This is a genomic window from Pseudoxanthomonas japonensis (assembly GCF_010093445.1).
GTDB classification, from domain to species: Bacteria; Pseudomonadota; Gammaproteobacteria; order Xanthomonadales; family Xanthomonadaceae; genus Pseudoxanthomonas_A; species Pseudoxanthomonas_A japonensis.
Genome location: NZ_PDWW01000004.1, coordinates 43,053 through 56,992 on the forward strand (window position 1 = coordinate 43,053; position 13,940 = coordinate 56,992).

Genomic DNA, 13,940 nt, shown 5'->3' on the forward strand with positions numbered 1-13,940 from the left:
GCACGGGAACGGCGTCAGGCGCAATCCCGGGACGTCGATCGCGACTGACGTCGCTCCCACATGGCATCAGGAGGCGACGCGCATCCCGGAGCCGGGGTAATAGTCCCTGATGAAGCGCAGGCACTGGTCGGCGCCCAGCGCCTGCGAGACCCAGTGGCCCTGCACCTCGTCGCAGCCGTGGTTGCGCAGGAACTCGTACTGGTCCCAGGTCTCGACGCCCTCGGCCACCACCTTCAGCGCCAGCGACTGGCCCATCGTGATGATGGTGCTGGTGATCGCCTCGTCGTCGGTGTCGTGGGTCAGGTCGCTGATGAATTCGCGGTCGATCTTCAGCGTGGTCAATGGCAACCGCTTCAGGTACGCCAGCGACGAATAGCCGGTGCCGAAGTCGTCGATCGCCAGCGAGATGCCCAGCCGGCGGCAGGCGCGCAGCGTGTCGGCGTTCTGCTCGGGACTGGCCATGACCACGCTCTCGGTCAGTTCCAGCTCCAGGCGGTTCGCGGGCACGCCGGTTTCCTGAAGTGTGCGGGCCACGACGGTCTGCAGGTCGCCGCGCTGCAACTGGGTGGCCGAGACGTTCACCGCCACGCTGAGCTCCTCCAGGCCTGCGTCATGCCACTCGCGCAACGTCATGCACGCATTGCGCAGCGCCCAGGCGCCGAGTTCGAGGATCATCCCCGACTCTTCGGCCAGCGGGATGAACTGCGCCGGCGAGACCATGCCGAATTCCTTGCTGTCCCAGCGCAACAATGCCTCCACGCCGGTGATCCGTTGGCGCGAGATCGACAGGCGCGGCTGGAACACCAGCGACAGTTCGTTGCGGTCGATCGCGCGGCGCAGCGCACTGGCGAGGATCGCGCGATGGCGGTTCTTCTCGTCCATCGATTCCGAATACACCTCGTAGGTGTGCCGGCCCATCGCCTTGGCCTGGTACATGGCGGTGTCGGCGTGCTTCAGCAGTTCGGTCGGCACCTGCGCATGTTCGGGATAGAGGCTGATGCCGATCGACGGCGAGACCGCCAGTTCCAGCCGCTCGCCGAAGTTCAGCGGCGCGTGGAAGGCGTTGATGATGCGCTGGGCCACCTCTTCGGCATCGGGCATGCCGTTGATGTCCTCGAGCACCACGGTGAACTCGTCGCCGCTCAGGCGGGCCACCGTGTGCTGCGTGCCCACCGTCTGCTGCACGCGCGCGGCGGCCGAGCGCAGGATGCGGTCGCCGGTGGCGTGGCCGAGCGAATCGTTGATGTCCTTGAAGCGGTCCAGGTCGATGAACAGCACCGCGACGTGCCCGTGCTCGCGCCGCGCCCGCACGATGGCGCGCGACAGGCGCTCGGACAGCAGCGAGCGGTTGGGCAGGCTGGTCAGCGTGTCGTAGTTGGCCAGGTAGCGCAGTTCCTGCTCGGCGCGCTTCTGCTCGGTGATGTCGGTGAGTACCTGTACGTACAGGGGGCGCTCGCCGCTGGCGTCCGGCACCACGTTGGTCTCGATCCGGCAGAGGATCTCCTCGCCGTCCTTGCGCACCTTCCAGATCTCGCCGGACCAGCGCCCGGTGAGGCGCAGCTCGCGATTCATGCGTTCGAAGAAGGCGTCCTCGTGCTGGTCGCTGTCCAGCATGGTCATCGGTTGCCCGATGATCTCCTCATCCGCGTAGCCGGTGATACGGGTGAAGGCCGGATTGATGGTGATGAACTGGTGCGCCCAGTCCAGCACCGCCACCGCTTCGTTCATGCTGCGCATCACCTCGCCGGCGATGCGGTGCTCGTACTCGGCGTTGCGGCTGGCGGTGATGTCGCGGGCGGTGCCGGCGATGCGGATCGGCTGGCCGTCGGTGTCGCGCTCGACCACCCGGCCGCGGGCGCGCACCCACACCCACGTGCCGTTGCCCTGCATGTCCATGCGGTGCTCGGACATGAAGAGCGGCGCCTTGCCCTGCAGGTGCAGGCGCAGCCGCTCCTGCACCAGCGGCAGGTCTTCCTCGTGGATGGTCGGAACCTCGCCCTGGCGGGTGAGCACGGTGATGTCTGCGCTCTGCGTGGCGGTCTCGTCCGCGCGCATGCGGTACAGCCGGCGCTGCACCAGGTCGTAATCCCAGAACTGTTCGCCCGATGCCCACAGCGCCAGCTTCAGGCGCTCGTCGCGGTTGCGCAGGGATTCGCTGCGCAGTGGTTCGGCCGGTACCTGGCGGCTGTCGAGCCATGCCTGCCACCAGCGCCGCGTGCCGATCACGATCACGCCCACCAGCACCACGCCCGCCAGTCCCATGGCCAGCCGGGACGACAGCGGGGACGCCGTTGCCAGGATTGCAGCGACAGAAGAGGCGTGCATGGAGGAAGGACGGGGCCCGGAGCGGAGGCAATACGCGAGTGTAGGCATGCGTACACATGCACAACAAGGAGGGAAACGGCTTTTCGTTGATACACTTGCGAGGTTGTCCGAAACCCCTGACGGATTGCGTTCTTCTATGCCCGACCTTCCCGATATCGCCGACGTGGCGGCCGCTTCCCGCCAGCTCGGCCTGGCCATGGACGCCCCGGAACTGCACGGCGCGCTGTGCGGCTGGCTGGCCGGCGGCGGCGCTGCCGACGACACTTGGCTGGCCCGCGCGCTGGCCGACGACCAGCTGCCCGCCCCCGCGGCAGGCAGTGCGCTGGACCAGCTGCGCCAGTGCGCCGTGGCCCAGTTGGAAGACCGCAGTTTCTCCTTCGACCTGTTGCTGCCCGCGGCGGACCGGCCGCTGGACGAGCGCGCCGAAGCGCTGTTCTCCTGGTGCCAGGGTTTCCTCGGCGCCTTCGGGCTGGCGGCGGGCGCGTCGCCGCCGCTGTCCGAGGAAGGACAGGAGGCACTGCAGGACCTGGCGCGCCTGGCGCAGGCCTCGGCCGAGAGCAGCGACGACGAGGAAGACGAGGATGCGCTGGCCGAACTGGAAGAGTTCGTCCGCGTCGCCGTCCTGCTGCTGCATGGCGATTGCGTGCTCGGGCCCCGGCATCGCCGGAGCCTGAACTGATGAGGGCGGTCGCCGGCATCGGCGCGGCGGAGTTCGCCCGCCGCCGCAAGCAGCTGATGCGGCTGGCCGGCAACGACGCGATCCTGGTGCTCCCTGCCGCCGCCGAGCGCGTGCGCAGCCACGACACGCACTACCCGTACCGGCAGGATTCGGATTTCTGGTATCTCAGCGGCTTTCCCGAGCCGGACGCGGTGCTGGTGCTGGTGCCTGGCCGCAAGCACGGCGAGACCATCCTGTTCTGCCGCGAACGCGACCCCGAGCGCGAAGGCTGGGACGGTCCGCGCGCGGGCCAGGACGGGGCGGTCAACGACTACGGGATGGACGATGCGTATCCCATCGATGACCTCGACGAGATCCTGCCCGGCCTGCTGGAAGGGCGTTCGCGCGTCTATTACCACTTCGGCCGCGACGCCGATTTCGACCTCAAGCTGATCGGCTGGGTGCGCCATGTGCGTGCGCACGTGAAGCAGGGCGCGCAGCCGCCGCACGAATTCCTCGAACTCGGCCACCTGCTGCACGACCTGCGTCTGTTCAAGTCGAAGGACGAGATCAAGCTGATGCAGCGCGCCGCCGACATCAGCGTCGAAGCGCACCGTGCGGCGATGCGTGCCGCGCGTCCCGGCATCCGCGAGTACGAACTGCAGGCGGATCTGGAGCGCGTGTTCCGCGCCAACGACGCCTGGCCGGCCTACAACAGCATCGTCGGCGCCGGCCGCAACGCCTGCGTGCTGCACTACCGCGCGAACACCGCGCAGGCGCGCGACGGCGAGCTGGTGCTGATCGATGCCGGCGCCGAGTACCGCGGCTATGCCGCCGATATCACCCGCACGTTCCCGGTCAACGGCCGCTTCACCCCCGCGCAGCGCGCGTTGCACGACCTGGTCGGCGAGGCCCAGCGCGCCGCGCTGGACTGCGCGCGCGTCGGCGTGCCGTACGAAGCCGGCCATGTCGCGGCGGTCGAGACGCTGACCGAAGGCCTGCTCAGACTCGGCCTGCTGAAGGGCAAGTTGGAAAAACACCTGGCCGAAGGTACGTACCGCCGCTTCTACCGCCACAAGACCGGCCATTGGCTGGGCCTGGACGTGCACGACGTGGGCGACTACCGCATCGAGGGCGAATCCCGCCTGCTGGAAGCCGGCATGGTGTTCACCATCGAGCCGGGCCTCTACGTTGGCCACGACGACACCACGGTCGATGCGAAGTGGCGGGGCATCGGCATCCGTACCGAGGACGACGTGCTGGTCACCGACGGCGAGCCGCGCGTGCTCACCGATGCGCTGGCACGCAGCGCTGACGAGATCGAAGCGGCGATGGCGGGGTGAGCCGGCGAGGCAACGTGCCTCGCGGTCAGAGCTCCGAGCTTCGCGTACGCACCTCGATGGTGCGCCGGCAGAGCAAAAAGCCTTGCGCGCAACCGGAAAAGCCTCGACGGCAAGGCAGATTGCTTCGTCGACTCACCTGAAAGCCTCGATGTCGAGGCGGATTCTCCTGTCGTCTCACCTTGAAGGGCGTGCGCACAAGGCTTTTTGCCTTGCGGTCGAACCAGAAAGCCTTGCCCGCAAGGCTTTTTGCCTCGTCATCTCACCTCAACGCCTTGCGCGCGCACCATTCCGGGTTGAATTCTCACAGTAACGAGCGCTCGGGCAGGCGCGGCCCGTGGAAGGACGGGGTCGCGAGGCCTGGTGGCTCAGGGAGAAAGGCCGACGCGTGCCGCCACTACCTGGACGTCCCGTATCCACAGCCGTCGCCAGCGCGCGGTCTTCTCGTCAGGCGGGAGCGACTGCGGCGAAGCGGCCACCGGTGGCGCGAAGGTGTCGCGCGCCTGCAGGCAGGCGACGTTGACGGCCGCGAACCGCTGGTCGCCTTCTTCGAACACCACGGCCACCAGCACGCCGCAGTCGCCGCACAGCAGGAACTGCGCCGCCTGCGATCCCTGCCGATAGCGGCGCAGGCGGTCCGGGCGATGGGTGTGGATGACAAGACCGGCCTCAGGATCGGAGATCCACGCTGCGCCATGCGCGCGGCAGAAGCTGCAGTCGCACGCGCGGGCCGCGGTGGTCGCCGGCACCAGGGCGGTGGAGAGGGCGAGCGTGATCGCGCCGCAATGGCATCCGCCTTCGAGCGTGGAGAACGGTGTCGTCACCGGCAACCCAGCCTTCCGTCTACCGCCAGGCCGACGGCGTTTCGTTGGTGACGGTCTCCGCGCGCGCCCGCGCTGCTTCCAGTGGCCGGATCTCCAGCGTCAGCCCGAAGGCAAGGCAGGGATTCTGCGCGGCGATGCGTGCGGCCTCGTCCAGCGACCCGGCGACGATGAACCAGTAGCCGCCGACCAGTTCCTTCGCCTCGGCGAACGGGCCGTCGGTGATGCCGCTGCGCGAGACCTGTTTGCCGCGCTGCTCCAGCCGGCTGCCGGGCTTGAGTACGCCATCGGCCAGGCCCTGCTCGTACCAGACATAGAAGCGGTCGATGGCGTCCTGCACTTCTTCTTTCGAAGCGCTGTCGTCCCACTGGCCGCGGGAGATGAGGAGGTAGTCGGAGGCGGTCATCAGCGTATCTCGCAGACGGATGGCGGAAGGCGGCGTGCGTCAGAGGGTGCGGGCATGGCGCCATTCCCAGATCAGGCCGGTGGTCAGGCCTGTCGCACCCATGACCAGACCGATGACGGCGGCGATGCTCGATTCATTGCCGAGGATATACACCGCAAATCCGACCCCGATGCCGGCGAGCAGACAGACCCAGAAGCGCCAGGACAGGAACAGGTCCAGGAGGTCGAGCAGATCCAGAGCATCGAAGAGCGCCATGCGGGTATCCGTCGGGTGCGGTGGGCGGATTATGCGGGTGCCAGCGCGCGCTGCAGCAGCAGGCCCCACAGGCCAAGCACGGCGAGGAAGTTCACGGTGAACACCAGGCCGCGCAGGCGCACGTTCGTGGTCAATACCTGCACGCCACTGTGCAGCACGCGGCCGGCAACGAAGAACCACGCCAGCGCAATCGCAGCGTGGTGGGTGCCGAGCAGCATCAGCACGACGCAGGCGACGTGGAAGAACAGCGGCCATTCGAACTGGTTGGACAGGTTGGCGCTGATACGCGGTTCGACCGTCGCCCACGGGTTGCTGCCGTCCGCGCGACGGCCGATGCCCCAGATGGCGGGAGCACGCGCGATCGTCAGCAGGACATACAGCAACGCGGCGAGCGCGACATGCGTCGCCATCGGCAGCAGCAGGGCGGTATCCACGGGCGCGAGCGATGTCATGGCAGCGGCGGGTTGGCGAGATACGCCGCGCCGAGCGCAGCGAACAGGCCAAGCAGGAGGAAGAAGCCGTAGCGCAGGCGGAACGGGATGTCCGGCTTGCCGTAGCGCCGCTCGGCCTCGCGCCGATCCAGTCGCCAGCCATGATTGCATTCGGGACAGGCGAGTTGGTAGCGCCGGCCGTAGACGAAGCCGAACAGCAGATCGAACTCGCCGTACTTGTAGGCCAGTTGCGGCTGGAAGTCGCGCTCCTCATCGCAGCGCGGACAGTGCTGCGGCTCCGGCTCACCCACCGGCACCACGCGCTCGCCCTGGCCGATCATGAACATCATGCGTGCCGTCCCGTTGCGTGCATGCGGATTCCTTCGAACGTCGACAGGATTCTGTGGGGGCGTCGGGGTGGCGTCAAATCATGGTGGTGCTGCGTGTACACCAACATTGGGGGTGGATGAATCCGTCGTCGCCGTCGCCGAGTACGCCGATGTCGTCTCCAGCCCGTTGCATAGTCAGTCCCCGTCGTGATCGAAGGCGGGAGTCGAGAATGATCGAGACGAAATCCCGTTGGCGAGCGCCTCGTAACGACGCCCGTGCCGATCGGCAGTGACGAATAGCTTGGGCGCCGGCCCACTGATTCTCAGCCCTTTTGGGAATCTAGAACTGCCTGCGCCGCTTGCCTTGCCCGAGTAGGCAGCCTGGACAAGTAGTCACGATTGACACGCCCCCTCTTTATCCAAACTCCCGCCAAAGCTTCGCTGCAGTCCTCGACGAGGTCTTCGTCCTCCGCCGCATCGCAGGCGACAACGAGAAGGGCACTCTCTGCATCCTCTTCCACGTAGTCACCGAGATATTTGGCGCAATCGAGTCGATCGCCATACTCGGACGATTTGTTGAGTAGGATGCCTATCATTGCAACCCTGTCTCCAGTCCTTCCAAATGCCCTCACAACCATCTCCCCAATTCAACTCAAGCTTCTGAAAAAAGCGGCTGACGCGGTTGATGCAATCGGAGCAAGTGTTAACCCAGTTAAGCGATTCGCGTCCGGGGGCGCTTGGTACGGAACCAGTCCGATTCCCGGGTGCGGCATACGGCCTTAGTCAGGCTACGACAGGCGATTCCTCAGGGTTGCTCGTCAAACGCAGGCCGCGTCAGGTTGTCCGCATCGCCGCCGGTGCACAGCACTTCGTCCTCGATGCGGATACCGCCATACGGGCGGAATGCGTCGACGCGCGCCCAGTCGACGCTGGCGGCGTGGCCGTTGTTCTTCAACTCGTCCAGCAGCAGGTCGATGAAGTACAGGCCGGGCTCGATGGTCACCACCATGCCGGGCTCCAGCACGCGGGTCATGCGCAGGTAGGGATGGCCGGCGGGGCGTTCGATGCGCCCGCCGCGGTCGCTGGCGGCGAAACCGGCGACGTCGTGCACCTGCAGCCCGATCGGATGGCCCAGGCCGTGCGGGAAGAACGCGGCGCTGACGCCTGTGGCGACCGCCGCCTCCGGAGACACCGTGATGACGCCGAAGTCCTTCAGGATGCCCATCAGGGTGTGGTGCGCATCGACGTGCAGCTGCTTGTAGTCCACGTTCGCGCGCACGCCGGCGCACATCGTCTGTTGCGCGGTGTCGACCGCGTCGATCAGCGCCTGGAACTCGCTGCCGGTGTCGTACGCATAGGTGCGGGTGATGTCGCTGGCGTAGCCGTGGAAGCTGGCGCCGGCATCGATCAGGAAGCTGCGCAGCGGATCCGGCGCGACGCGCTGCAGTTCCATGTAGTGCAGGATCGCCGCGTGCTCGTTGAGGCCGATGATGTTGCCGTAGGGTAGCTCGTTGGCGTCCTGGCCCACCGCGGTGCAGTAGGCCATGTGGATGCCGAACTCGCTCTCGCCGGCGCGGAACGCCGCTTCCGCTGCGCGGTGGCCGCGCACGGCCAAGCGCTGCGCCTGCCGCATCAGCGCGATCTCGTACGGCGTCTTGTACGAGCGCTGGTATTCCAGGTACTGGATCACCGGCTCGGGATTGTTCGGGGCGTAGTCGCCCAGCGTGCTCTGCGGCTCGCCGAGAATCGCACTGCGAGCGGCCGGCGGCAGCAGCGCGGCGGCGTCCTCCGGCTTGCGGATGATGTGGACATCGACGTGGTCCACCCACCAGCCGCTCGGCGCATCCGGCACGACATGCCAGTAGTCGAACGGCTGGTAGAAGATCACCTTCGGCCGCTGGCCGGGCGTGTACACCAGCCAGCTGTAGGGCAGGCGCGTGAGCGGGAGCCACGCCTTGAACTGCGGATTCACCGCGTACGGATAGTCTCGGTCGTCGAAGACCTGCCAGTGCTGCGTGCCGCTGGGGACCACGAGATGATCGAAACCGCCGCGCGCCAGCGCTTCGTCCGCACGCCGCTTCATCGTCGCCAGGTGGTCGGCGTACAGCGGGACGAGGTCGGTGTCGAAGGAGGCGGGTGCGTTCATGGCGGCGGCTCGTGCGAAAGAACCGCCATTTTGCCGCAATCGTCCCGGGCAGGCGTTGCGTCGTCGGTGGCCTGGCGCGCTATTCCGCTTCGGGCCCGGCGTTGACCCAGTTCCGCAGCCGTTCCAGCGGCTCGCGGTCGATGGTCAGGAAGCGCAGGCCGGCGAAGGCCTGGCCGGGCGTGTTCGCCGGCGCCGACCAGACCAGGTGTGCGCCCACGTCGATCGGCTGGTCCTGGCCGCGAGCATCCTGCAGATGGAAGCGCAACTGGTACAGCGCGTCGTCGACCACCGGCTCGGTGGCGACCAGCAACATGCCGGACTCGGAGAGATTGCCCAGCCGGCCGATGACCTGCTCGGTCATCAGGTCGAACACCGGGACCGGCTTGGGCACGGCGCGCCGGCGGGCGCGGCGGAACTCGCGCATCATGCGGCGTCTCCTGCGGGTTCGCCGCTGCGGCCGGTGAGGCTGCGCAGCGCGTTGAGGGTGGCGTTCCAGGCACGGTCGATCAGGCGGCCGCGGTCTTCGGTGACCACCTGCGCCTGGCCCTTGGCCATCAGGTGCGCCAGCGTGTCCAGCGAATGCTCGCCCACGCGCTGGCCGCGCTGGTTGACGAACAGCGCGTTGCCGGTGACCGGGCTGAACCACGACAGGCGCTGGCGTTGCACGTCGCCCTGCTGGTTGCGGGTGAATTCGAACCACGTGCCGAACGGCAGCGCGCGCAGGTAGTCGTAGCACTCCTGTTCCTGCGGCGTCCGTGGCTGCACGACCTTCTTCTTCGCCTCGCCCTGGCCGCCCAGGCGCGCACGTGCCTTCAGGCGCGCGGTCAGTTCGGTGCGCGAGGTGGTCTCGTCTTCCTCGGCGCTGGACAGCCGCCGCGAGATCGCCGCGGCTTCGTCCTCGTGGTAGCCGACCTGCACCAGCGATTTCTCGATCTTGCCGGCCAGCTCGGGGTTGGCGGGCTGCGAGGCGGTCGTGGCGGCGACGATTTCCAGCGTGGTCTGCAGCTGGTCGGCCCATTCCTGCGACGACTCGCCGTTGCGCAGCTGGGTGAGCGTGAGCACGTCGGCCCACGCCTGGCTGAGCAGGGCTTGCACGAATTTCTGCGGCTTGGCCTCGGCCATCGCCGACTCGATGGTGTCGACGGCCTTCTGCTTGGCGATCTCCAGCCGGTCCTTGCCGCGTGCGGCCTCGATCTGTCGGCGTTCGGCCAGCTCGGCCTTGCGCGCCGCCGCCTGCAGGTGCTGCTGCACGTCGCGGTTGGCGTCCTCGAAGACGGTCTCGTCGCCCTCGTAGGTCTCGACGACGGTTTCGACGGCCTTGTGCAGGCGCTGGACGAGATGCGGGTCCACGTCGTCATCGCCCAGCCACGTGGCGCCGGACTCGGCCACCGTGTTGAGCAGGTCGCGCGCCGGGTGCTGCGCACGCAGGAAGAAGTTGCGGTCGCGCAGCGCGGCCTGCACGACCGGCACCTGCAGCCGCACCAGCATGTCGGCGGCCGGCGCATCGTGCTGCACTTCCCGTTCGATCTCGTTGTACAGCAGGTCGAGCAGCTCGAACGTGTCCGAATCCGCGCTGGCCAGGGTCGCGCCGGGGCCGTGCTTGGCGCGCACCTCGGACAGCATGAGCTGCTGCAGGTCCGCGACGGTGCGACGTGGCTGGTCCGGCGTGCGCACGGGCAGCGGCGCCGTCTGCAGGACCTGCAACGTGCTGAGGACATCGGGCGTGGGCAGCAGGCGACGTGCGACAGGGGTGCCCGTGGTTCCATGTGCACCGCCACCGCCACCGCCACCGCCACCGCCGGACGTGCCGGCGGTTCCGCCCGGGCCCGCCATGCCCTCCGCCTGGCCACCATCGCGGTGGCCCGCGCTAGGCATGCCGCCGGTAGCCGCACCGCCGGTAGCCGCGCCGGGCTCATCCGCCATCGAGTCGATCTCGCCTGCCCGGGCAAGCGCATCGGCCTGCAGGCCGCCGCGGCGGATGGAAAGCAGTTTCTGCAGGACCTCGAACGAGCCCGTCGTGTCCTGTGCGGCCTGTCCGGCGGCCGCCGTGCCATCGGACGTAGCGCCGCCCGGTGCCGGTGCCGGTGCCGGGGCCGTCGTGCCCGTGCCCACGCCACCGCTTGCCGTGCCGCCGGTCAGCGCGCCGGCGACCGCATGCAGCTGTTCGGGCGTCAGCGTGGCCCAGTGCGCACCGGCCTGGCTCTGCCAGCCGGTCATCGGGCGTGTGGTGCCGCGCGCTTCGTCGCTCGGCGGACGCACGACCTCGAGATTGCGCGCGCGCCGCGGCATGTAGGCCAGGCCCGGCAGGATGCCCTCGCGGACGAGGAACTGGTTCACCGTGTTGGCCCACTCGGTGTAGTTCTGCATCACCTTGTGGTCGAAGCTGCGGTACAGCACCAGTTGCGCGTCGATGGAGAGCTCGAGGCAGGCGGCCGCGTCCTTGAGCAGGTGGCACAGGCTGTGGGGGCCCAGCGGCAGCGTGTCGGCCTCGTAGGCGGGACGGCAGGCCAGCACGCCGAACCGCTGGCCCAGCATCAGGATCTGCGCATTGCCGCGCTGCTCGTGCCGCCGCGCGACTTCGCGCAGCACGATCTCCTGGTCCATCGCCGCATCTTCGACCAGGGTCAGCGTCTGGTAGTCCAGCCGCAACGGTGCCGGTTCGCCGGCGGGCCGTCCACTGCGGATGCCGGCCAGTTCCGCTTCCAGCGCGAACATGTAGTGGGGCACCAGCTCGACCCGGTTCTTCTGCAGCGAACGCAGGTCCACGAAGATCTGCGTCTGCGCGTGGTTGCTGCGGGCCTGTTCGGCCTGCTTGAACAGCTGCTGCTCGAATTCCACCAGCATGCCGTTCAACGCGGCGACGAAATCGGTGGCGATGTGGTCGAACAGGTTCTGCAGCACGCGCCGCACGCGCGGCGGCAGCGCCGACGATGCGATCGTGGTCGGCGCGGCAGCGGACGTCGGCGGTCGTGTCGCGGTCATCGGTACGGTCGGCTCCCCTCGTGTTCCATCATTATCACACCCCGTATCGCTTGCGCACCTTCCATGGCCGTGCCGCAGCACGACGGGCGTCAGGCATCCAGGAACAGTTCGATCACGTCGTTGGTGAACCGGCGGCCCAGCGCGGTGGGTCGCGCGTGGGTGTCGGACACCTCCAGCCACCCGGCCTGCAAGGCCTGTTCCAGTGCCGGCGCGATGCTCGTCAGCGGCAGCCCCGTGGTGGCGGTGAAATCGGCCAATGCAAAGCCATCGTGCAGGCGCAGCGCATTGAGCATGAACTCGAACGGGCGGCGCGCCGGCGTGATGTCGTCGTCGCCGCCGATGGCCTGCGGCGTACCCGCCGTGGCCAGATAGCTGGTCGGATGCTTCACCTTCCAGCGGCGCAGGATCTGTTGCGTCGCACCCACGGTGATCTTGCCGTGCGCGCCGGCGCCGATGCCGATGTAATCGCCATAACGCCAGTAGTTGAGGTTGTGCGCGCAGCGGCGATCCGGACGCGCATAGGCGCTGACTTCGTAGTGGCCATAGCCGGCGTCGGCCAGCAGCGCCTGGCAATGCTCCTGCATGTCCCAGGCGTGGTCCTCGTCGGGGATGCCCTGCGGCGGGCGGGCGAAGAACACCGTGTTCGGCTCCAGCGTGAGCTGGTAGTGCGAGATGTGCGCCGGCTGCAGGGCGAACGCGCGCTGCAGGTCGTGTTCGGCCATCGCCAGCGTCTGCCCGGGCAGGGCGTACATCAGGTCGAGGTTGACGTTGTCGAAGCCGGCATCCTGCGCCAGCTTCACCGCGTGCTCGGCTTCGTGGCTGTCGTGGATGCGGCCGAGTTTCTTCAGGCTTTCATCGTCGAAGCTCTGGATGCCGAAGCTGATGCGGTTCACGCCGGCAGTGCGGTAGTGCTCGAAGCGGCCGTGCTCGGCGGTGCCGGGGTTGGTCTCCAGCGTGATCTCCAGCCCCGGCGCGAAGCGCAGCCGGCTGCTCGCGCCCTGCAGGAAGCGGTCGATCGCCGCCGGCGGGAACAGGCTGGGTGTGCCGCCGCCGAAGAACACGCTGTGCACGGTGCGTCCCCACACCAGCGGCAGGTCGTGGTCGAGGTCGCGCAGCAGCGCATCCACGTACCCGTCGAACGGCAGCTCGCCCTTGCCCTGATGCGAGTTGAAGTCGCAGTACGGGCATTTGCGCACGCACCACGGCATGTGTACGTACAGGGACAGGGGCGGCGGGATGAGCATGGATCAGGGCAGGTCGAGCAGCCGCTGCTTGAGCCCGGCCAGCGCCTTGCCGCGGTGGCTGATGCGGTTCTTCTCGGCCAGCGGCATTTCCGCCGCGGTCTGTCCGCGCTGGGTGTCGAAGAACACCGGGTCGTAGCCGTGCCCGCCCGTGCCGCGGCGTTCGTGCAGGATGCGGCCGCGCCATTCGCCTTCGACGATCAGCGGCTGCGGATCGTGCGCATGGCGCAGCAGCACCAGCACGCAGTAGAAGTGGGCGCCGCGCTGTTCGCCGGCGACGTCCTTCAGCGCGTCGAGCAGCTTGTCGATGTTGCGGTCCGCGTTGCCGTGCTCGCCGGCGTAGCGCGCCGAGTACAGGCCGGGCGCGCCGTTCAGCGCATCCACGCAGATGCCCGAGTCGTCGGCCAGCGCTGGCAGTCCGGTCTGCAGGCTGGCGTGGCGCGCCTTTATCAGCGCGTTCTCGACGAAGGTGGTGCCGGTCTCGTCGGCATCGGCCACGCCCAGGTCGGACTGCGCGACGAGCTCGATGCCGGTATCGGCCAGCAGACCGCGGAGTTCTTCCAGCTTGCCCGGGTTGGAGGAGGCGAGAGCGAGTTTCATCGTGGATCAGCCCTTGGATTGCAGCAGGTCCCAGCGGTTGCCGTAGGCATCGCGGAACACGGCGACGGTGGCATAGCTTTCCTCGCGCGGTGTCTCGAGGAACTCGACGCCAGCGGCGGTCATTCGCGCGTGGTCGCGCCAGAAGTCGTCGGTCTGCAGGAAGAAGCCCACGCGTCCGCCGGTCTGGTCGCCGATGCGCGCGCGTTGTTCGTCCGTTGTTGCGACCGCGAGCAGCAGGTCCGTCGTGCCTTCGCCTTGCGGGGCCACGCGCACCCAGCGCTTGCCGCCGCCGAGGTCGGTGTCCTCGCGAAGCTCGAAGCCGAGCGCATCGCGGTAATGCGCGATGGCGCGGTCGTAGTCGTCGACGAGCAAGGTAACCAGGCTGAGGGTCTGCATGACGAAATCC

Annotated in this window: 14 protein-coding genes; 2 read left to right on the plus strand and 12 right to left on the minus strand. The window is 68.1% G+C overall.

Annotated features, from left to right (window positions below):
* Positions 1–66 precede the first annotated feature (66 nt).
* Positions 67–2,325: a putative bifunctional diguanylate cyclase/phosphodiesterase gene (locus tag CSC78_RS04645; RefSeq protein ID WP_238391160.1), complete on the minus strand. Its 2,259-nt coding sequence runs from the start codon at positions 2,323–2,325 to the stop codon at positions 67–69.
* A 136-nt stretch (positions 2,326–2,461) separates the two neighbouring features.
* Here CSC78_RS04645 and CSC78_RS04650 point away from each other — a divergent pair, with 136 nt between their 5' ends.
* A complete protein-coding gene (locus CSC78_RS04650) occupies positions 2,462–3,004 on the plus strand; it encodes a UPF0149 family protein (RefSeq protein ID WP_162336743.1) in 543 nt (180 codons plus the stop codon).
* Positions 3,004–4,326, plus strand: a complete 1,323-nt coding sequence (locus CSC78_RS04655; RefSeq protein WP_162336744.1) for an aminopeptidase P N-terminal domain-containing protein — start codon at positions 3,004–3,006, stop codon at positions 4,324–4,326. The genes CSC78_RS04650 and CSC78_RS04655 overlap by 1 nt, the downstream gene beginning before the upstream one ends.
* Before the next feature lie 365 nt (positions 4,327–4,691).
* On the opposite strand, the gene CSC78_RS04660 is transcribed toward CSC78_RS04655, so the two are convergent.
* From CSC78_RS04660 to CSC78_RS04710, 11 genes are all read right to left on the minus strand, one after another.
* Complete coding sequence (locus CSC78_RS04660) at positions 4,692–5,147, minus strand: GFA family protein (protein ID WP_162336745.1); 456 nt, start codon at positions 5,145–5,147, stop codon at positions 4,692–4,694.
* Between the two features lie 19 nt (positions 5,148–5,166).
* Positions 5,167–5,550 (minus strand): YciI family protein, encoded by a 384-nt coding sequence (locus tag CSC78_RS04665; protein WP_162336746.1) that lies wholly within the window; start codon positions 5,548–5,550, stop codon positions 5,167–5,169.
* Between the two features lie 39 nt (positions 5,551–5,589).
* Positions 5,590–5,805: a hypothetical protein gene (locus CSC78_RS04670; protein WP_162336747.1), complete on the minus strand. Its 216-nt coding sequence runs from the start codon at positions 5,803–5,805 to the stop codon at positions 5,590–5,592.
* Between the two features lie 29 nt (positions 5,806–5,834).
* Complete coding sequence (locus CSC78_RS04675) at positions 5,835–6,257, minus strand: MAPEG family protein (protein WP_162336748.1); 423 nt, start codon at positions 6,255–6,257, stop codon at positions 5,835–5,837.
* On the minus strand, positions 6,254–6,586 hold the full coding sequence (locus tag CSC78_RS04680; RefSeq protein ID WP_338015128.1) for a hypothetical protein: 333 nt from the start codon (positions 6,584–6,586) through the stop codon (positions 6,254–6,256). Before CSC78_RS04680 ends, CSC78_RS04675 begins: the two co-directional genes overlap by 4 nt.
* 784 nt (positions 6,587–7,370) lie before the next feature.
* Entirely contained in the window at positions 7,371–8,711 is a 1,341-nt protein-coding gene (gene pepQ / locus CSC78_RS04685; protein ID WP_162336749.1) for a Xaa-Pro dipeptidase, read from the minus strand.
* A 79-nt stretch (positions 8,712–8,790) separates the two neighbouring features.
* Positions 8,791–9,138 (minus strand): PilZ domain-containing protein, encoded by a 348-nt coding sequence (locus CSC78_RS04690; RefSeq protein WP_162336750.1) that lies wholly within the window; start codon positions 9,136–9,138, stop codon positions 8,791–8,793.
* Entirely contained in the window at positions 9,135–11,693 is a 2,559-nt protein-coding gene (locus CSC78_RS04695) for a DUF1631 domain-containing protein (RefSeq protein WP_162336751.1), read from the minus strand. The genes CSC78_RS04690 and CSC78_RS04695 overlap by 4 nt, the downstream gene beginning before the upstream one ends.
* Before the next feature lie 89 nt (positions 11,694–11,782).
* Positions 11,783–12,937: a radical SAM family heme chaperone HemW gene (hemW, locus tag CSC78_RS04700; RefSeq protein ID WP_162336752.1), complete on the minus strand. Its 1,155-nt coding sequence runs from the start codon at positions 12,935–12,937 to the stop codon at positions 11,783–11,785.
* A 3-nt stretch (positions 12,938–12,940) separates the two neighbouring features.
* A complete protein-coding gene (gene rdgB / locus CSC78_RS04705) occupies positions 12,941–13,534 on the minus strand; it encodes an RdgB/HAM1 family non-canonical purine NTP pyrophosphatase (protein WP_162336753.1) in 594 nt (197 codons plus the stop codon).
* Between the two features lie 6 nt (positions 13,535–13,540).
* Positions 13,541–13,930: a VOC family protein gene (locus tag CSC78_RS04710; protein WP_162336883.1), complete on the minus strand. Its 390-nt coding sequence runs from the start codon at positions 13,928–13,930 to the stop codon at positions 13,541–13,543.
* Positions 13,931–13,940 lie beyond the last annotated feature (10 nt).